Origin of the sequence: Streptomyces sp. TRM68367, from assembly GCF_014495685.1 — a bacterium.
Taxonomy (GTDB): Bacteria; Actinomycetota; Actinomycetes; order Streptomycetales; family Streptomycetaceae; genus Streptomyces.
In genome coordinates, this window is record NZ_JACTVI010000070.1 from 1 (window position 1) to 18,188 (window position 18,188).

Consider the following 18,188-nt stretch of genomic DNA (forward strand, 5'->3'; position numbering starts at 1 on the left):
GCTCGCATCACTGGCCATGCACCCACCGGGACCGAGAGGTCACAACCCTACTCGTGAGGGCTGCAGAAGGGATGGTCCTCTAATGAGCCTCATCGGCAAGGACGAAGGCATCGAGCACGGCACCATGCGCGGCTTCCGCCAGCACACCCGACGGAAGGTCCCCACGACCGAAGCGTGCGGCTGCCTGCAGGCCAAGCGAGAGCACGAAGCCGCCAAGTCCGAGGCGCGGCAGGCCGGTCTCGCACCCCGGGCCGCCGGACAGCACAAATGGAACGGCGAGAAGTACGCCGCCGGCACCTCCCGCCCGGAGGCGAACACCGCCATACGGGCCGCCTGCCCCACCGACGGCTGCGGCCAGGAGGCCGCCGACCGCTTCCCCCAGCAACGCGGCTGGGTCCGCATCCACGTCACAGGATCGACCGACCCCGCCCGCGACTACTGCTCCGGCTCCTGCGCGACGTACGGCATCGCGCTCGCCGAACTCCGCATGGACAACGCCGCCTGAGCTGACGGCCGCCCGTGCCGCCCCAACCCGCGTGCCGGGCTGGGGCGGTGCGGAGGACCGGACAGACCCCCGGCCCTTCGAAAAACCCCGAGAGGAGAACCACCCCCGTGACCGTTCTTCAACTCGCCCCCGCCCGCCAGGACCGGGACGACCACCCGCACCACGACGAAGGCACCAGTCCCGCGCCGATCGTCGCCCTGCATCAGCGGGTGCAGGCCTTCGACCTGTCCCAGCGAGAGCGTGAGCGCGACGAGGAACACGCCTTCCAGGCCGTGCTCCACGCCGACGCCGTGCTCACCGGCACCTTCCCCGACACCCTCGACACCGTGGTGCAGGCCATGTCCTGGACCGGGAACCCGCCCGTGCCGGACCGGCAGCTGATGGCCTCCGCCGTCACCTACCTCGGCTCCGCCGACGGGCAGCGCGGCTGGTGGCTCCACTACACCCGCCGCGAGGAGGGCGTCGGCGAGGACGGCGACCTGGCCCACGTCCTCACCCTCATCGCCCCCTGCTCCTGCGGCACCTACCTCGCCGTGGAACTGGCCGACGAAGACCACCTGATCGTCCTGCTGGACGAACTCGACACCGCCCCCGGCGCACCCGTCGACTGCGACTACCGCTTGCGGATCCGCGCCAGCAGCTACGCCGACCCCGCGCACTCCAGCATCGAGCCGCCCTTCTGAATCCACCCCGGGACGGCCGCCTACGGCCTGAGAAACCAGCCGGCCGTCCCGGGCCACACCATCCCGCCCGCAGGCGAGAGGAGCACCCTCATCATGCCGTCCCGACACCGCCCCGCCCACTCCCCCATGCGTAAAGCACGCCAAGCCGCGGCCGCCAGAATGCGCGCCATCGGCTTGGGACGTCGCCGTCCCCTGCCCCGTCGCGGCCCCAGCTTCCTGTGCGGACCCTGCAACGTCGCCTGGGCCGGCGCGGAAGCAGACTGCTTCTCCTGCGGCCTGCCCGCCACCCAGGAGCACAACCACCCCGGAACCGCCCTCCAGGTCCTGCTGATCGCCGTCGGCCGCACCCCCACCTTCAAGCAGGACCCCGACCCGCTGGAGGAGTCCCGGTGACCGCCACACTCGCGGCCGCTTACGACGCTGCGCTGTACGCCCGGGCCCGCCACGAAGCCGAACCCACCGGCGCACTCTTCACCGCCCCCCAACGGCCGGCGCCGCTCACAGCCGAGCAACAGCGCCTCAACCTCGAGCTGCTGGGCCAGGGCATCAGCTCCCGCCACCAGGCCGTCCCCACGGACCCCGAGCCCACCACAATCCGCGCGCTGACCATCCAGCCGCCCTGGTCGGACCTGATCGCCCTCGTGAACGAGGCGATCGCCAAGCGCATCGAGAACCGCGTGTGGACCACCAACTGGCGCGGCACCCTCCTCATCCACGGCGGCCTCACCATCGACAAGCGGGCCCTGGCCCTGCCCGCCGTACGCGAGGCCCTGCCCGACGACTACCAGCCCGTGCAGGGACACGTCGTGGCCGTTGCCGACCTCACGGGCATCCACGCGGACGACGGCGAGTGCACCCGCTGGTCGGAGCCCGACTGCTTCCACTGGGAGCTCAGCAACGTGCAGCCCCTCCAGGACCCGGTCCGCGCCACCGGATCGCAGCGCTTGTGGAAGCCCAGCCGCCAGCTCCGAGACGAGATCGCCGCCGCCAACCCGGCACTCAAAGGGCGGCTCGCCGGATAGCGCCCGGCCGCCAGCCCCTGCCACATCTGCTTTCGATCACCGAGACCACAGACAGGAACAGTCCGTGAAGTTCACCGTGGAACACGCCGACCTCGCCTCGGCCGTCGGCTACGCCGCCCGCAGCCTCCCCGCCCGGCCGCCCGTCCCCGTGCTCGCCGGGCTCCTCCTGGACGCAGGCGACGGCACCCTGCGCGTCAGCAGCTTCGACTACGACATTTCCGCCGACACCACCGTCACCGCCACCGTCGCCGACAGCGGGCGCGCCGTCGTCTCCGGACGGCTGCTGGCCGACATCGTCGCCCGCGTCCGCGGAGACGTGCACCTCGAACTCACCGGCCCCCGCCTGGTGCTGCGCGCCGGATCCGCCCGCTTCACCCTGCCCACCCTGCCCTTGGAGGAGTACCCGGCGCTGCCTGAGGCCGGCCCGACCTCCGGCACGCTGCCCGGCCAGGCCTTCGCCGAAGCCATCGCCCAGGTCGCCTGCGCGCTCGGCAAGGACGACACCCTGCCCGTCCTCACCGGCATCCAGCTCCGCCACGACCAGGAGGACGGCACCCTCACCCTGGCCGCCACCGACCGCTATCGGTTCGCCGTGAGGACCATCGCCTGGAAGAACTGCGACCTCACCGCCGACTGCACCACGCTCGCGCCCGGAAAGCCGCTCCTGGACGCGGTGAAGGCCGCTGCCGACGACACCACCATCGACCTTGCCCTCCCCGACTCCGCCGGCGTCAACGGCCTGTTCACGCTGCGCACCGACCACAGCACCACCACCCTGCGCGGCCTGGAAGGCGACCTGCCCAAGTACAAGAGCCTCTTCCCCACCGAGTTCAACCACACCGCGACCGTGGAGATCGCCGCGCTCAAGGACGCCGTCCAGCGCGTCGCCCTGGTCGCCACCAAGGAGTCCCCGCTCAGGCTCACCTTCGCCGCCGACAACACCCTCGTCCTGGAGGCCGGCACCAGCGACGACGCCCAAGCCGTCGACAACGTCGACACCAACCTCGACGGCGACGAACTCAGCGTCGCCTTCAACCCCGCCTTCCTCCTCGACGGCCTGAACGCCCTCACCACCGAATCCGTCGACTTCCACTTCACCACCAGCAGCAAGCCCGCCGTCCTGCGCGGCCACGGCAGCGACGACCAGGCGCTGCGCTACCTCCTGATGCCGATCCGCCTCACCAACTGAAACCACCGACCGGGCGCCTACCCGGCACCACCCCGGGCCTGCGGGGCGGCCGTCGACACGACTACGGCCGCTCCGCAGCACCACCGGCTCCAGCCGACGCCATCACCCTCGAAGGAGCACCCTCTTCATGACGAACGGCACCACCCAACTCACCTCCCTGCGCACCCGGATGCTGGCCACCGCGTACAGCAACGCCGACTTCTGGATCCAGCGCACAGCCTTCCTCACCGACCAGGCCGTGGCCGCACTCGCCCGCCGCGACCCCACCGCAGCCGAAGCCCTCGCCGCGTCGCTGATGAGCCCGGAACCCCTCCACGACACCCAGATCCTGGGCGCGGCCGTGGAAGCCGGAATCGACACCAGCACCTGGGAGGAGCGCCGCGAGAAGATCCGGACCTACACCCGCGACGCCTACGAACTGTCCCCGAAGTCCGACCCGGCAACCGAAGCCAAGCGGATCTGGGCGTCGCTCTACGACAACTACCCGCAGATCGCGGCCGCCCTGGCCGCCTACCTCCGCGAGATGCCGCCCACCTGGCGCGAGGACCTGTTCACCACCAGTCCTCACTCCCCCGCCGCCCACCGGACGGCCTCGGAGCTCCCCGGGCCGGAGACCGCACCGTACGACCCGCTGGACTGGGAAGACTGCCCGGCCTGCACCGAAGCACAGGACCAGTGCCGCTACCACCGCGGCGTCTTCGCAGGCATGGAGTACCAGCGCGACCTGATCAACACGGCCCTGACCGATCACGCGGCCATCGACCAGCTCCAGCAGCGCCACGCCGAACTCGAGACGAAGGCTGCCCAGTCGGCGGCCGCCGACGCGAGCACGCCCACCACCTAACGAAGCCCGGGGCGGCCGCAGGCCTCAGAGTCCGGCCGCCCCGTCGCCCCGCCACGCACCTACGGAAGGACCGCTGTGCCCCGCCAGACCGTCACCACCACCACCACCACCACCACCACCACCGCCTCCCGCCCGCCGATCGTCGCGCTGTGCGGGTCGACCCGGCACTGGGACGCAAATGAACGAAGCCAACTTCTACGAGACCGCCGCCGGCCGCATCGTCCTCGCCCCCGGCTGCAACATGAAGCAGCCGCACCCGCTGTGGGAGGACCCGGACCGGGCCGACCGGCTCAAGCAGCAACTGGACGAACTGCACCGCCGAAAGATCGACCTGGCCGACGAAATCCTCATCGTCAACCCCGGCGGCTACATCGGCGAAAGCACCCGCAGCGAGATCGACTACGCCAGTAGCCTCGGCAAGCCCATCCGCTACACCCACCCCGTAGGAGCAGGCGAGGACGCCCGTGGCTGACAGCACCACCATCGAGTGGACCGACAGCACCTGGAACCCGGTCACCGGCTGCACCAAGGTCAGCCCCGGCTGCGACAACTGCTACGCCGAAACCTTCGCCGAACGGTGGCGCGGCACGGACGGTCACCACTTCGAGAACGGCTTCGACATCACCCTCCGGCCGGAGCGCCTGCGGCTGCCGATGACCTGGCGCACGCCGCGCCGCGTCTTCCTCGACAGCATGTCCGACCTGTTCCACACGGACATCCCCGACGCCTACATCGCCCAGGTGTTCGCCGTCATGGCGCTCACCCCGCAGCACACGTACCAGGTCCTCACCAAGAGGCACGGGCGTATGAAGGCGCTGCTGTCGCGCCCGTCCTTCTGGCACCTGGTCGCCGATCAGGGCAGGGAGCACTTCACCGGCTGCCAGGAGGACTGGGTGGCCGTCGGCGCGATGCTGGGCGGGAAGCCACTTCCCAACGTGTGGTTGGGCGTCTCGGTCGAAGACCAGAAGTGGGCGGACCTCCGCATCCCCGCCCTCCTGGAGACCCCGGCCGCCGTGCGCTTCCTGTCCTGCGAGCCGTTGCTGGGACCGGTTGACCTCAAGCAGGCCGTCATCACTATGGGCAGCGAGCGCGGCCACGGCTTGACCGCCTCCTACGTCCACGTCGGCGGCTGCTGCGAACGACGCTTCCACGGCATCGACTGGGTCATCGTCGGCGGCGAATCCGGTCCCGGGGCCCGTCCGATGCACCCCCAGTGGGCGCGATCCTTACGCGACCAGTGCGAATGGGCAGGCGTGCCGTTTTTCCTCAAACAATGGGGAGCGCACGCACCCGAAGACCACGGATACGACCGCGGCGCCGTCGCCCTCATCGACACCCAGGGCCGTAGCTGGAACCGCAGGGAAGCTCTCGCCCCGCCGGACGCGGTCCGCATGCGCCGCGTCGGTAAGAAGAACGCCGGCAGGCTCCTGGATGGCCAGCACCACGACGCCGTCCCGACCCCGGTCCGGTGAGCGTCATGACTGGCCGCGTGTACCTCGAACGAGGCCAGCCGGTCACCGTGGTCATCCCGTTCTGTGCCCGCCGCGCCCCCGACATCACCGGCGGCTGGTTGCACTTCCAGTGGCCTGGCCGGCGACCGGTCGCCGGGCCACGCAACGTGGCAATCCGACGCACTGACGGATCGATCGTCGTCCGGCCGTTCCGGGGCCTCACCCGGAGCGCTCTGAACGACAACGAGGACGGCTGACACGACAACAGCAGGCCCCGCCTTCCCGGGCACTCCGGGAAGGCGGGGCCTTTTGCGTTTCAGGCCAGTCTCAGACCGGCTGCTGCTCCTGCTGGGTGAGTTCTTGCAGCAGCACTCTGTACGCGTTCGGGTGTTGGTCGCGCAGGATCCTCAGCCACACACGAGCACCGTCAGCGAAGACTGCTGGCTCCATCTTCAGGTGCAGTTGGGTGACCACCGAGAGGGCATCGCCGTACGGCAGTTGCCCCGGCTGTTCGGCATCGGACTGCGTCGCCTTCTCCGGGTCCCGAGCCTCCTGGGTATTAACGGCGTTAACGGTCGACGGCGTGGGGGAGCCTTCCGACGCACCGTCCTCGGGGGTATTAACGGCGTTAACGGTTGAGGCCTCGCTCGTCTGCTCCACCGCGGGCTTGCGCCGCTGGCGAGGGGCCTTGGCGGCCTCGATGGCCTTCTTCGCCTCGCCCGCCTGCTGAGCCTTGGGGAGCCGGCCGATTCGGCGAGCCGGTTCCACCTTCAACTCACCCGTCTCCACCTGCTCTTGAAGATCGGGCGTGAGTTCCAGGAGCGCCAGACGCTGCGACACCCAGGGGGGCGTCTTCCCCAGTCGCCTGGCCACCTCGCCCTGCGACCCGTGTACCTTCACGAGATCCTGGATCGCCTTCGCCTGGTCCATGGGAGCCACATCCTCGCGGTGGATGTTGGCGATCAGCGCGGACTCCAGGAGGTCCGCCGCGCTTGCTGCGAGGTCGTCGTTGACGTCGATCCGCAGCTCTTCGAGGCCGGCCAGATGGGCGGCAGCCAGACGCCGGTTGCCGTCGATGACGACGTACTCGGCTTCAGCGAGCGCCGCTTCCTGCCCGGGGTGCGCCGTCAGGAAGGCAGCTCGCCGAGCCACGGTGACCGGCTGGATCTGACCTTTGGCCCGCAACGAATCCGCGGTTTCTTCGAGGTTGGTGAGCTCTTCGCGCGGGTTGAACGGATTGTGTGCCAGCAGGGCCAGCTTCACCGAGGCCGGGGGCCTCTTTCCTTCCCCGTTCATGATCTGTGAGCGGGTCCGGACGCGACGGGGGGATTCCTGCTCTCCGCCTGGCCCGTTCTCATCAATGCTGAAGCCACGCGTGACCCGCTGCTGGCCGTCCTTCTTGCTGGTGTTCCTCATACCGCCAGTTCCTTCGCCAGGTCGCGCATCGCCTGCGCGTGTTCGCTGTCCGGTGCGTACTCAAGCAGCGGGATCTCGCCGTCAGCGGCCTCGCGGCCTTCCTTCAGGTCGCCGATCACCGCCAGAACGGGCGGGGAACTGCTCTTCTCCCACTCATCCTTGTTTTCCTTCACGAGCTTGCCGCGGCGGCTGTCGTACGCGTTGATGATCAGGCCCAGGTAGTCGACCTGGATCCGCCCCTTCGTGCACAGGTCGTCCTTCTGGGACTTCAGCAGGCGGAAAGCGCGGTGGGACGCCTTGTTGGCCCAGACCGGGGTGATGACGCCTGACCGGTCTGCGAGTTCACCTTCGCGGCGGCGCACGTAGTACAGGGCGGTGTCCATGTTCAGGCCGAGGCTGGGCGGGCCGTCGATGATGATCACGTCGTAGTCCTCTTCCAGCGGCTCCAGGGCGCGTTCCAGGGCGGCCTCGCTGAAGCTCACCTTGGACAGGGCGACGTCCCGGAGGAACGCGTCGTCGGACGCGGGGAGCAGATGCAGCCGCTCACCGAAGCGCTTCTGATCCAGGGCGACTAGCAGGTCATGGATGTCGCCCTTGGCAGTGCCGTCCATGTGCATCATCAGCGTCTCAACGTCGTCCTCGTACATGAGGTCTTCGAAGCCGAGCTCGGCAGTGAGGTGCCCTTGAGGGTCGTAGTCAATGATCAGGACGCGACGGCCGGCCTCCGCGAGAGCCTGGGCAATGCCGGAGGAGATGAATGTCTTGCCGACGCCGCCCTTTTGGTTGGCCACTATGACCCGCACGACCGGTTGCGACACCAGCGGGGTCGTGGGGGAGGGGTGGTTGTCGAGCCACAGAGTCAACGCCTGCGCGAGCCCCTGCACGTAGGTGATGCCGCGCTGCGAGCAGACGGCCTTGAACTCGTCAGGGCCGCCGACAGGGAGGAACGTCCCCCAGGTCTTGGCTCCCTCGGTGTCGACTTCGGGGATGCCATCGGCTTCGTACCAGGCCTTGATGGCGTGCTCGGTCGCGTCCTGGATGTCCATTCCGTGCTCAAAGGCGCGGATCTTCAGGTGCCTGCGCAGCTTCGGAGTGAGAGCAGTAATTAGCTTCTCTCGCTCTCCTCTGGGGCTCGGGATGCTCATGCGGCCGAACTTTACTAGGCGCGCTGTGCGGCGAGACTGAAGTCGACCCGCACGTGACCTGACCTGTCTCGCTGATGGTGGGCCAATCTCGGTCTATCCGAGCCATCAGGCTGTGTGTCTCGGTCAACCTTGGCCATCTGCTGTTGTGTCTCGCTCTTTCTGAGCCGCTGCCGCACCCGACTGTCTACGGTCGTCGTACATGGTCAGCGCCGGGTGGGGGTGACTGGTGGAGGCTGAGGACTTCCGGCTGGAGTACGTCGACGCTCGCGGTGACCTGCATGAGGGGCCGCTTGAGGTGATGTGGCCGGCGCGTTTCGAGGCGGCCGGGCAGGTTCGGACGTTCCCGTCGTACCCCGGTCAGCGCAATTTTCCCGGCTGGTACTGGGCTGCCACGTGTGCCGAGTTGGTGGGTTATGAGTCGTGGGTGGAGCTCGGTCAGCTGCTGAGGTTGGACTGTGATCCGGGGGTCGTGGCGATGGCGTCGCAGCCGTTCCGCCTCTCGTGGCGGTCCGGTGGCCGGGCTCGGCGGATCAGCCATACCCCGGACTACTTCGTGCGCCGCCGGGACGGCACCGGTGTGGTGCTGGACGTGCGTCCCGACGACCGGATCGAGCCCGAGGACGCAGTGAAGTTCGAGGTCACGGCGGCGGCCTGCGCACGGGTGGGCTGGGGTTTCGAACGGGTGGGCGTGCTCGATCCGGTGCTGGCGGCGAATCTGCGCTGGTTGTCGGGCTACCGGCATCCGCGGGTGCGGCGTGATCCGGTGGCGGCAGAGCTGCGGGCGGCATTCGCCCGGCCCCGGAGTCTGTTGGCGGGGGCCCGTGCGGTGGGTGATCCAATCGCTGTGCTGCCAGTGCTCTTCCATCTGCTCTGGTGCGGGGAGCTGGCGGTGGATCTGGAGGCCGGTCTGCTGTCGGCGGCCACTCAGGTTCGCCCTGTGTCTGTGGTCGCGGAGGAGGTGGGTGGGGATGCCGGCGCGTCCGAGGCTGCTGTCGCTGGGTGACAGGGTCCGCTACGACGGGCGGGAGCACACGGTTGCCGCACTGCACGGCACGTCGGTGCGGCTGGTCGATGACGCCCAAGCCGCCAGCGTCGTGCTGCTGGGACACCTGCTGGCGTCGGAGGGTTTCACCGTGCTCAGCACCGCGCTGAGCCGTCCGCCGCTGCCAGAGGCAGGGGTGCTGGAGGGGCTGCCGGAGGAGGCGGCAGAGCGGGCTGAGTGGTGGAGGCGGCATCTGACCGAGCTGCTCACCGGCCGCCCGGACGGCGATGCAGGCGGCCCGGTGCGGGCCGAGTACGACCCGACGGTGCACTCTCTGCGGCAGCGGGAGCTGGCCAAGGTTGCCGAACTCCGGGACTGCGGTGAGGCGGTGGGGCTGAGCACGCTGCGCCGGATGCGGTCCCGCTTCGAGAACGAAGGAGTGGCGGGCCTGGTCGACGGCAGACTGCGCAAGCCCGCCACCGGCACGAGCCGGGCCGATCCCCGGGTAGTCGAAGCGATCGCGAAGGTCGCGGGCAGCCGGACGGACGAGCCGACCGTCTCCGCGCAGGTGCTGCGGCGCCGCGTTGAACGGCTCCTGGCCGCCGAGCACGGTGCTGGAGTGGTCCGGATGCCGTCCAGGGCGGCGTTCTATCGTCTGCTGGAGGCCGTCTCGACCGGGCAGCATCTCTTCGGTTCGGCCCGCACCCGCCGCTCGCTGGGCAAGCAGCCGAAGCGGATGTTCGGGCAGCTGACGGCGGCCCGGCCCGGCGAGGTGATGGAGATCGACTCCACGCCGCTGGACGTCATGGTCATCCACGATGACGGGACGGTGGACCGCTGCGAACTGACCGGGCTGATCGACCTGGCCACCCGAACGCTGGCCGCAGTGGTGCTGCGGCCGTCTACGAAGGCAGTCGATGCCGCGCTGCTGCTGGCCCGCGCCATGACGCCGGAACCGGTGCGGCCCGGCTGGTCGGACGCTCTGCGCATGTCGCGCTCCGTGCTTCCCTACGCTTCCTTGCTGTCGCTGGACGAGCGGCTGGACAAGGCTGCCGCGGTCCCGGTGATCGTTCCGGAGACGGTGGTCAGCGACCACGGCAAGGCGTTCGTCTCGGACAACTTCCGCAATGCCTGCCGCCACTTAGGGATCTCGTTCCAACCTGCCCACCCGGACACGCCGACCGACAGGCCGCACATCGAGCGGACGCTGGGCTCGGTGTCGACGATGTTCGCCCAGTACGTGGCCGGCTACACGGGACGCAGTGCCGAGATGCGGGGCAAGGACCCGTCCGCGCAGGCGGCATGGTCCATCCACGAACTCCAGGAACTTCTCCAGGAGTGGATCGTCGTCTGGCAGGCCAGGCCGCACGACGGGCTGCGCGATCCCTTGATGCCGGACCGGCCGCTGAGCCCGAACGAGAAGTACGCCGCGCTGGTGTCGGCAGCCGGATACGTCCCCGTCGCGCTCAGTCCGCAGGAGTACATCCAGCTCATGCCACGTGAATGGCGGGTCATCGGCCACAGCGGGGTGCGGATCAACAACCGCACTTACGACGCCCCCGGGCTCACCCCTTTCCGGCGTCAGCCCTCGGGAGCAGGCCCGGACGGCAAGCTCTGGGAAGTCCACTACGACCCCTACGACATCTCCTGTGTCTGGGTACGCAACCACCACGGCACGGGCTGGATCACCGCGACCTGGCGCCACCTGCGCACGTCTCCCGTCCCGATGGGCGAGCTGGTCTTCGACCGGGCCCACCAGATCCTGACCGAACGCGAGCAACGCAAGCCGGACGAGGAAGCCGTCGCACAGGTGGCGGCAGAGCTCCTGGACCGGGCATCGGACGGACCCGATCACAAGCCTGGCCGCCGGACGGCGGCCAGGGACCGGCCGGCCCGGCGACGCGACCGAAAGGTCGCCGCCCGCACCCGGGCCACCAGCGAACCCGCCTGGCCACGGCCGGCGCCCACGCCGGAGCCGGAACCAGCGGAGGACGAGGAGGCCGACGAACTTGCCGACATCGTCCCGCTGGAGATCTTCGATGCTCGTAAGGAGGCCGAGAAGTGGTGGTGAACGCCGCGGAGCCGAGCGGGGAAGAGACCGCTCTGCCTGACGACCGAACCGATCCCTCTACCCGCCTGGAGGGCTGGCGGCGGTTCGTGGAAGCCGACCCGGCTGTCTTCGACCTGCTGCCCGATCAGCAGTGGCAGGCCCTGACCCCGCAGCCGCGGAAGATCTATGACGAGGCCCGGATCGCCTATCACTCCGAGCTGCAGGTCGTGCGCACGTCCACGGTCAAGGAGATCGCGCATCAGGGGCGGCTGCTGACCCTGCTCAACCAGCGTGAACACGGCGCCCGTCGCGGGATGATCGTCTCCGGCCAGTGGACGACCGGGAAGACCACGGCGCTGAAGCAGCTCGGCCGCACGCACGAACTGCGTGTCCAGCAGCGGTATCCGGGCAGCGACCGCATTCCCGTCGTCTACATCACCGCCCCGCCCAAAGGCTCCCCGCGCAAACTCGCCCTGGAGTTCGCCCGGTTCCTGGGCCTGCCCGTGATCAACCCGCGGCACAACACCATCGATGTCACCAGCGCCGTCTGCCAGGTGATGATCGAGGCCCGCACGGACCTGGTCCTGGTCGACGAGATCCACCTGCTCAACCACGCGACCACCGCAGGCGAGGACCTCTCCGATCACCTGAAGTACTTCACCGAGCACCTGCCGGCGACCTTCGTCTATGCCGGGATCAATGTCGAGAAGTCCGGGCTGTTCACCGGGATCCGCGGCAAGCAGCTCGGAGGCCGCTGCATCCTGGTCCGCACCGGCGCGTTCCCCCGCAACACCGAGTGGAAGGCTCTGATTGCCTCGCTGGAGAGCACCCTTCGCCTGCACCGTCACACACCCGACGCCCTGGCCGGTCTGTCGAAATACCTGCACCAGCGAACCGGCGGCATGATCGGGAGCCTCTCCCACCTGATCCGGGCCGCGGCGATCTCCGCCATCCTCGACGGCAGCGAGCGCATCACCAAAGCCTCCCTGCGAAATATCCACATCGACCACAACAGCGAGTCGGACTCCCCGCCCGACGCAGGCAGGGAAGCGGGGTGAACAGGCCGTTCGAGGCCGTCGTCTTCCGTCCGCTGCCGCGTCCGCTCAAGCCCTTCCCGCAGGAGACCGAAGCCTCGTTCCTGGACCGCCTCGCCACGGCCAACGCGATGCCCGTCCAGCGCCTTCAGCGGCCTTCCCACTGGCTGGAATCCCGCCTGGATCCGGTCGGCCGGCTCAGTGTCCTCAGCGGACAGCCCCGGACCTCGATCCAGTACGCGATCCCCCGCTGGGAGCGACAGGCGTGGAACATCCCGCAAGGTCCCTTCGCCGTGACTCCCCGATGGGCATGCCGACGCTGTGTCGCCCGCAGGACCGGCAGCCCCGGCCAAGGCGTCATGGTCTGGATGTCGAAACACCACGACCAGGTCTGCATCCCGCATCGCCTCTGGATCGGCCGGGCCGTCGAAGCCCCCGCCAACCAGTTCGACCTCGCTGATCTACCGGAGATCGTCGCCGCCCAGAAGCGTCACTACCGGCTCCTTCGCTGCTACGGCCCCGACGTGGTCAACGTCTGCTACGAACAGACCTCTCGCTTCTTGACCACCCTCATGCAGCACGGCTACCGGATCAGCGACCTCACGCGGCGGCTCGTCCGGCTCCAGCCCCGTCCTGCCCGCACCGTCCGGCCGTGGGACCCCAAGCGCTACGCGGCGATCTATCCCGAGATCGTCAAAGCCATGGTGTTCTACGCGGCTCCACGCTGGCGCGGCCTGGCACTCTCCGGCACTGACGAGGACTTCCGGGCCTTCCACGCAGAATTCATCCGACGGCTCCCCAACGAAAGCTCCCTCCGCACCACCGCCAAGCCGTGGTTCATCCACCAACTCCGCATGATCGCGCACACCATCGAGGCAACCACGGCATCCGAGGCCATTTAGCTCCCGACGGCCCAGGTTGGCCTTATCGGTGAGTGCTGACCAGTTGTCGATCGGAAGCGCCAGCGCCCGGTGCCGGTGGTGGTGGTTCTGCTCTCGGCAGACTGGCCGACCGGAACACCAGAACCTGGCAGGCTGGCCGCATGGGGAAGAACATGTCGGTACGTCGGCTCGATCTGGGGTACTTCATCCGGCCCGCGTCGGAGACCGGCGGCCCGCAGCCGCGGGTCGAACCTGTGCTCGCCTACCTGGTGCAACACGATCACGGCCTGATCCTCTTCGACACCGGCATCGGCCAGGCGGACCCCGAGACCGAGGCCCATTACCGTCCCCGACGCCGAGACCTGCAGAATGCCCTGTCCGCAGCTGGAGTCGGTCTTGACGACATCGCCCTCGTCGCGAACTGCCACCTCCACTTCGACCACTGCGGCGGGAACCCTCTCCTGGGCGGAAAGCCCATCCTGGTCCAGAACATCGAGCTGGCCACTGCCCGCAACGGCGACTACACCTTCGACGAACTGATCAATTTCCCCGCCGCGTCCTATGAGGAACTCGCTGGTGAGGCTGAGGTCTGGCCGGGAGTCTGGATCGTTCCGACACCAGGGCATACCCAAGGCCATCAGTCGCTGGTCCTCCGGCAAGCCGACGGCACGGTAGTCCTCGCCGGCCAGGCGCACGACTTCGCCTCCCACTTCGCATCCGACCAGCTGGCCCGCCAAGCGGCACTTCACGGCGTGGAGCAGCCGCTTCCCGCCTACCAGCACTGGCTGGAGCGACTCGCCGACTTCGATCCCCGGCGCGTTCTCTTCGCTCACGACTGCTCGGTCTGGGAACCGTCGCAGAGCACCTTCTAGGACAGGCCAGACCACTCCAAGCCGCATCGCCCGAACGTGCACCAGCGCCGTTCACCATCAACGCGTGCGAACATCGGCTGTCCCTGCCCAAGTGGTGTCAGTTCTCATCGACATTTTGCGGCCCTGTGATCGACAAGTGGTGTTGGGACTCGTCGACCAGTGTCCGTTTCCACCTACAAAGCCACCAGGTTGAGCGAGACGACATCAGCCACTACGTCTCGCTCGATCTGAGCCACGACTGGTCAGGGAGTTGCAGTGGCTCAGATCCATCGAGACAGGTCACGATTTTCACGGCGTGAAAAGTAACGGCGGCATAACGGCGCGGCTCAGCCCTTCTCGCAGTCCCGCACTGAGGTGCCCGGGGAGCCGGTGACGGGTGTAGTGCCAAGCGCCTTTCGTCGTCGCCTGGGGGAGCGGTACGTAGGTATGCGCGCCTTGGCGGTGGAGTCGTCTGCTGGCGGTTTTCGGGGTGCGTGAGGCTTGTGTGACTGGATGCCGCGCAGTATTTGCATGGCCTCGGTGGTGTCCGCAGGGCGGGCGCGACGTTGTCGCCGGCGCCCGCTGTGCGGGATCGGCGGTGAAGTTCCGGTGAACCCTCCCGCCCCACGGGACCGCTCTTTTTCGCAGGTCAGAGCCGGTGTTCGCTGCTGGGATGATCAGTGTTGCGAAGGTGCAGAGGCGGAATGCGTGGCGGTACTACGTGCGCGGAGTCGCGTTCGGGGACGGGCGTCGTCCGGTCGGCCAGGCGTTGAAGGACGCTCAGGAGATGGCCGGGCTCCCGCCCGGGGTGTGGAGGGGGCGCGGCCTGGCCGCTCTCGGGCTCACTGCCGGGCAGAGGGTGACGGAGCGGCAGATGGAGTTGGTGTTCGGGGAAGGCCGGCACCCGGATGCCGACCGTATGGAACGCAAGCTCCTGGACGACGGCGTCGACCCGGAGGCGGCGCGGCTGGCCACGGTCCTGGGTCAGCCGATCGAGGAGATCGAGCAGCGCGAGCAGACCCCGCTGATCGCCCTGGACTTCGTGTTCCGGCCGCAGGCGTCGCTGGTCGTGCTGTGGGCGCTGGGGGATGCCAGGACGCGCCGGGTCATCGAGCGGGCGCACAAGCGGGCAGTCTCCAAGACGCTGCGCTGGCTGGAGGATGAGGTCGCGGAGGTCCGGTGGGCGTCCGGCCGGGAGCGTGCGAAGGCCCCGGCCCTGGTCGTCGCGGCGTTCCGGCACTTCGACAACAGGAACGGATTTCCCCTCCTGCATGAGCACTGCCTGATCCTGAACCGGGCGCAGCGCCCGGACGGCTCCTGGTACGCGCTGGACACGGTCCGGCTCTACAAGCACATCGTGGCGGCCGACACGCTGTACACCCTGGAGATGACGACCGAGGTGTGCGAGAAGCTCGGGTTGGCGACCGTGCCGCGGGAGGTGACGCCGGGTCTGCGTCCGGTGATGGAGATAGCCGGGGTCGACCAGGAGCTCATCGACTGGTCCTCCACCCGCCGCCGGCGGATCGAGGACGTCCTCGAGGGCATCACCGATGAGTACGTGAAGAAGTACGGTCATCTGCCCGGCGTGCGCGCCCGCCACGGTCTGGCGTGGTGGGCGGCGCAGGAGACCCGCCCGGACAAGAAGACCCCGCGCCCGCTGGATCAGCTGCTGGCGTGGTGGCGCGTGTCCGCGCTGCTGAAGTTCGGGCAGCGGATGGTCGACGGGCTGCTTCAGCGGTGCCAGGCGGCCGGTGCGGCGATCCGGGCCCGGGTGGGGCCATTGGTGGACACCGCGCTCGCCACGGTCGACGTCGCAGCGGTCGTCTTCACCGTGCGCGGGGTCTTCGCCCGCCGCCACGTCCTGGCTGAAGCGCGCCGGCATCTGCTGGAGACCCTGCGCGGCCGCGCCTATGTGCCGGGCATCGACAGTCACATCGCCGACCGGGCCCTGGAGCGCTACGGCCGTCAGCTCACCGTGCCGCAGAAGGGCCGGCGGACCCCGGCCCCGGATCAGATCTCCTACACCGCCGACTTCGCCTGGCCCATCCGCTGGTGGATCGCGGGCGCCGATGGGAAGCCGCCGCGTGAGTCGACGCGGTACGAGCGGGCCCGGGTCGCCAGTCTCGCCCTGCAGAACGCGATCCGTGCCGCCCTCACTGCACCGCCCGCCGTACGGGATGCAGCGCCGGCCGCGCCGCACGCCGTTGACCACCCGGGCCGGGACGCCGCTCCAACTCCGGCGCAGCGGGCCGCTGCCATCCAGGCCCACCAGCAGGCCGCGATGCCGCAGGAGTACCTGGAGGGCCGCACGACGGACCCCGCGACGTGGGCGACCTCGCCGCAGAACCTCGCCCGTATCGCCGCGATCACCCGCGCGTCCGAGGCCCGCGGCCGCACGGTCGAAGAGCAGGCGGACCAGACAAGGCAGGTGGAGCAGGCGAAGCAGACTCCGGCCGCCGACCCGCGCCGCCAGGAGCACGAGCAGCGGCACCCCACGGCGCAGCCGGATGAGGGCAGGGGAGCGGGCCCCCACCGCTGACGGGGATGTAGATCGGCCAGCGGGTGGCCGATCTGCGAGTTCACCCGCGAGGCCCGGCGGACCGGACTGAGAATCGGGGCGTTGGCACCCGGCACGGGAGGAACCTTGACCGACCTGCACGAACCCCTGGAACCGCTGGAGAGCTACCCCGACGAACTGCCCCCGCCCCGCCAGCGCGGCGACGTGAACCTGGTGGGCCTGCTCAGCGTCGCCGACGACCTCGCCCGCAGCCTGTCGGCGCTGAAGATCCGGGTGCAGCCCCACGACCCGAAGACCTCGCTCGTCAGTCCGGAGAAGGCACGCGAGAACACGGCGAAGGAAGTCGACCGGCTCCTGGGCACGGCCGTCTACCTCCAGCGTCACGCCCACGCCGCGATGCTCGGGCGGTGCGTGCTCGGGGCGGACTCCAAGGAGGACTGCTCCACCGAGGGCGCCAACCTCCAGCTCAACGTCTGGGACGACAAGACGCGCCGGGACATCGTCGAAGACGGCACCACCGGCTGCGTCGCCCACACCGTCGAAGCCGCCCGCCGGACCATGGCCGACCCCGCCAGCCGCAAGATCCTGCTCGCCTTCGTCCACGACGACGAAGGCACCGCCGTCTCCCGCGCCCTCGCACTCGGACCGGACGACACCGAGCAGTTCCTGAACCGCGGCCTCACCCTGCGGCCCGAACACCGCGTCTCCTGACCCCGCCGCCCAGCACAGCCCGCAGAGGAGTGCCACGTTGACCTTCGAACCAGGCGACCTGAACCTGACCGACCCGACCACGGGCTACCTGCACTTCGTCCTCTACACCGAGGCCCGCCTCGGCATCGCTTCGTCGTCGCTGAACGCCGAGCTGGACATCGAGGCGCAGCAGACCGTGACGCCTCACTTCCAGGAGTGGCTGAGCAGGCTGGAGCGCTGCGAGCCGAACGCGATGCACTGCACGCTCGTGGAGCCGACGAAGATCCCGTCCCTGTTCCACCCGTGCGTCACGGAGGACAAGAACAGCCCGGCGGCCATCTCCGGATCGGGCTGTACCTGCCGCCGGGCCTTCTACGACCCCGAGTTCGGGCTGCCCGTCGTGGGCGAGCACTTCAAGCACGTGGGCACCGGCGGCACGGACCAGTGGAGCTACAAGACGTACGCCCCGCTCGAACTGCGCCCCGACGACATCTTCAGCAGCTTCCACACCGGCCGCGGCCTGTTCTGGGCCCGGACCGACAAGGGCGATCTGTCGATCCTGCCGCAACGCCACGGCCTGGGTTACAACATCGGCTACAGCGGTGGCGGTCCGCACGCCCTGGCCGCCTACCTCACCCAAATCGCTCGCAACGACGGAGGGACCACACCCGCCGGCACCCCGTACGAGGATGCGCACCCGGCGATCGTCGCCTGGACGCAGAGCAAGGCCGCGGATCGCGGCACGAACGAGCTGACGCTGAGCGACCTCCAGGCCATGCTGGAGAGCTGACCACCGCATCGCGCCGACGCCCACGGACCAGATGTCCGTGGGCGTCGGCGTGTGCGCAGGCGATCGACCCGGCCGGGACCGGTCGGCGGGACGGACGGCGATGTCGCCGGGCCAGCTGTCGGGACACGGCCGGAGCG

The 18,188-nt window shown here is 69.2% G+C and carries 18 protein-coding genes and 1 pseudogene; 17 read left to right on the forward strand and 2 right to left on the reverse strand.

Annotation, left to right across the window (positions count from 1 at the left end; all coding sequences use genetic code 11):
- Positions 1-82 precede the first annotated feature (82 nt).
- The 9 genes and pseudogenes from H8R17_RS32205 (at position 83) to H8R17_RS32245 (ending at position 5,951) form a co-directional block, all read left to right on the forward strand.
- Positions 83-505 (forward strand): hypothetical protein, encoded by a 423-nt coding sequence (locus H8R17_RS32205; protein WP_187826792.1) that lies wholly within the window; start codon positions 83-85, stop codon positions 503-505.
- Between the two features lie 107 nt (positions 506-612).
- Positions 613-1,188: a hypothetical protein gene (locus tag H8R17_RS32210; RefSeq protein ID WP_187826754.1), complete on the forward strand. Its 576-nt coding sequence runs from the start codon at positions 613-615 to the stop codon at positions 1,186-1,188.
- A 93-nt stretch (positions 1,189-1,281) separates the two neighbouring features.
- Entirely contained in the window at positions 1,282-1,581 is a 300-nt protein-coding gene (locus H8R17_RS32215; protein WP_223125739.1) for a hypothetical protein, read from the forward strand.
- The gene (locus tag H8R17_RS47595) at positions 1,578-2,210 is read left to right on the forward strand and encodes a hypothetical protein (RefSeq protein WP_187826756.1); all 633 of its coding nucleotides are present in this window, start codon (positions 1,578-1,580) and stop codon (positions 2,208-2,210) included. Before H8R17_RS32215 ends, H8R17_RS47595 begins: the two co-directional genes overlap by 4 nt.
- A 64-nt stretch (positions 2,211-2,274) precedes the next feature.
- Entirely contained in the window at positions 2,275-3,399 is a 1,125-nt protein-coding gene (gene dnaN / locus H8R17_RS32225; protein ID WP_187826757.1) for a DNA polymerase III subunit beta, read from the forward strand.
- Between the two features lie 127 nt (positions 3,400-3,526).
- Positions 3,527-4,243 (forward strand): hypothetical protein, encoded by a 717-nt coding sequence (locus tag H8R17_RS32230; protein WP_187826758.1) that lies wholly within the window; start codon positions 3,527-3,529, stop codon positions 4,241-4,243.
- 75 nt (positions 4,244-4,318) lie between these two features.
- Positions 4,319-4,715: pseudogene (locus tag H8R17_RS32235) on the forward strand (hypothetical protein).
- Positions 4,708-5,715, forward strand: coding sequence for a DUF5131 family protein (locus tag H8R17_RS32240; protein ID WP_187826759.1), 1,008 nt, complete (start codon positions 4,708-4,710; stop codon positions 5,713-5,715). The pseudogene H8R17_RS32235 and the gene H8R17_RS32240 overlap by 8 nt, the downstream one beginning before the upstream one ends.
- Positions 5,716-5,720: 5 nt before the next feature.
- Positions 5,721-5,951 carry a hypothetical protein gene (locus tag H8R17_RS32245; protein ID WP_187826760.1) on the forward strand — a complete coding sequence of 77 codons (231 nt, stop codon included), beginning with the start codon at positions 5,721-5,723 and terminating at the stop codon, positions 5,949-5,951.
- A gap of 70 nt (positions 5,952-6,021) precedes the next feature.
- On the opposite strand, the gene H8R17_RS32250 is transcribed toward H8R17_RS32245, so the two are convergent.
- Positions 6,022-7,110 (reverse strand): ParB/RepB/Spo0J family partition protein, encoded by a 1,089-nt coding sequence (locus H8R17_RS32250; protein WP_187826761.1) that lies wholly within the window; start codon positions 7,108-7,110, stop codon positions 6,022-6,024.
- A complete protein-coding gene (locus tag H8R17_RS32255; RefSeq protein ID WP_187826762.1) occupies positions 7,107-8,255 on the reverse strand; it encodes a ParA family protein in 1,149 nt (382 codons plus the stop codon). Before H8R17_RS32255 ends, H8R17_RS32250 begins: the two co-directional genes overlap by 4 nt.
- A 226-nt stretch (positions 8,256-8,481) precedes the next feature.
- Between H8R17_RS32255 and H8R17_RS32260 the strand changes: the two genes are divergently transcribed.
- The 8 genes from H8R17_RS32260 (at position 8,482) to H8R17_RS32295 (ending at position 18,051) form a co-directional block, all read left to right on the forward strand.
- Positions 8,482-9,258 carry a TnsA-like heteromeric transposase endonuclease subunit gene (locus H8R17_RS32260; protein ID WP_187826763.1) on the forward strand — a complete coding sequence of 259 codons (777 nt, stop codon included), beginning with the start codon at positions 8,482-8,484 and terminating at the stop codon, positions 9,256-9,258.
- The gene (locus H8R17_RS32265; RefSeq protein ID WP_187826764.1) at positions 9,224-11,308 is read left to right on the forward strand and encodes a Mu transposase C-terminal domain-containing protein; all 2,085 of its coding nucleotides are present in this window, start codon (positions 9,224-9,226) and stop codon (positions 11,306-11,308) included. The genes H8R17_RS32260 and H8R17_RS32265 overlap by 35 nt, the downstream gene beginning before the upstream one ends.
- Entirely contained in the window at positions 11,299-12,345 is a 1,047-nt protein-coding gene (locus tag H8R17_RS32270) for a TniB family NTP-binding protein (protein ID WP_187826765.1), read from the forward strand. The genes H8R17_RS32265 and H8R17_RS32270 overlap by 10 nt, the downstream gene beginning before the upstream one ends.
- The gene (locus H8R17_RS32275; protein WP_187826766.1) at positions 12,342-13,223 is read left to right on the forward strand and encodes a hypothetical protein; all 882 of its coding nucleotides are present in this window, start codon (positions 12,342-12,344) and stop codon (positions 13,221-13,223) included. Before H8R17_RS32270 ends, H8R17_RS32275 begins: the two co-directional genes overlap by 4 nt.
- A gap of 140 nt (positions 13,224-13,363) precedes the next feature.
- Positions 13,364-14,074: an N-acyl homoserine lactonase family protein gene (locus H8R17_RS32280; RefSeq protein ID WP_187826767.1), complete on the forward strand. Its 711-nt coding sequence runs from the start codon at positions 13,364-13,366 to the stop codon at positions 14,072-14,074.
- 652 nt (positions 14,075-14,726) lie between these two features.
- Positions 14,727-16,592, forward strand: a complete 1,866-nt coding sequence (mobF, locus tag H8R17_RS32285; protein ID WP_187826768.1) for a MobF family relaxase — start codon at positions 14,727-14,729, stop codon at positions 16,590-16,592.
- A gap of 105 nt (positions 16,593-16,697) precedes the next feature.
- Positions 16,698-17,282, forward strand: a complete 585-nt coding sequence (locus H8R17_RS32290; RefSeq protein WP_187826793.1) for a hypothetical protein — start codon at positions 16,698-16,700, stop codon at positions 17,280-17,282.
- 37 nt (positions 17,283-17,319) lie between these two features.
- Positions 17,320-18,051, forward strand: a complete 732-nt coding sequence (locus H8R17_RS32295; protein WP_223125741.1) for a hypothetical protein — start codon at positions 17,320-17,322, stop codon at positions 18,049-18,051.
- Positions 18,052-18,188: the final 137 nt, after the last annotated feature.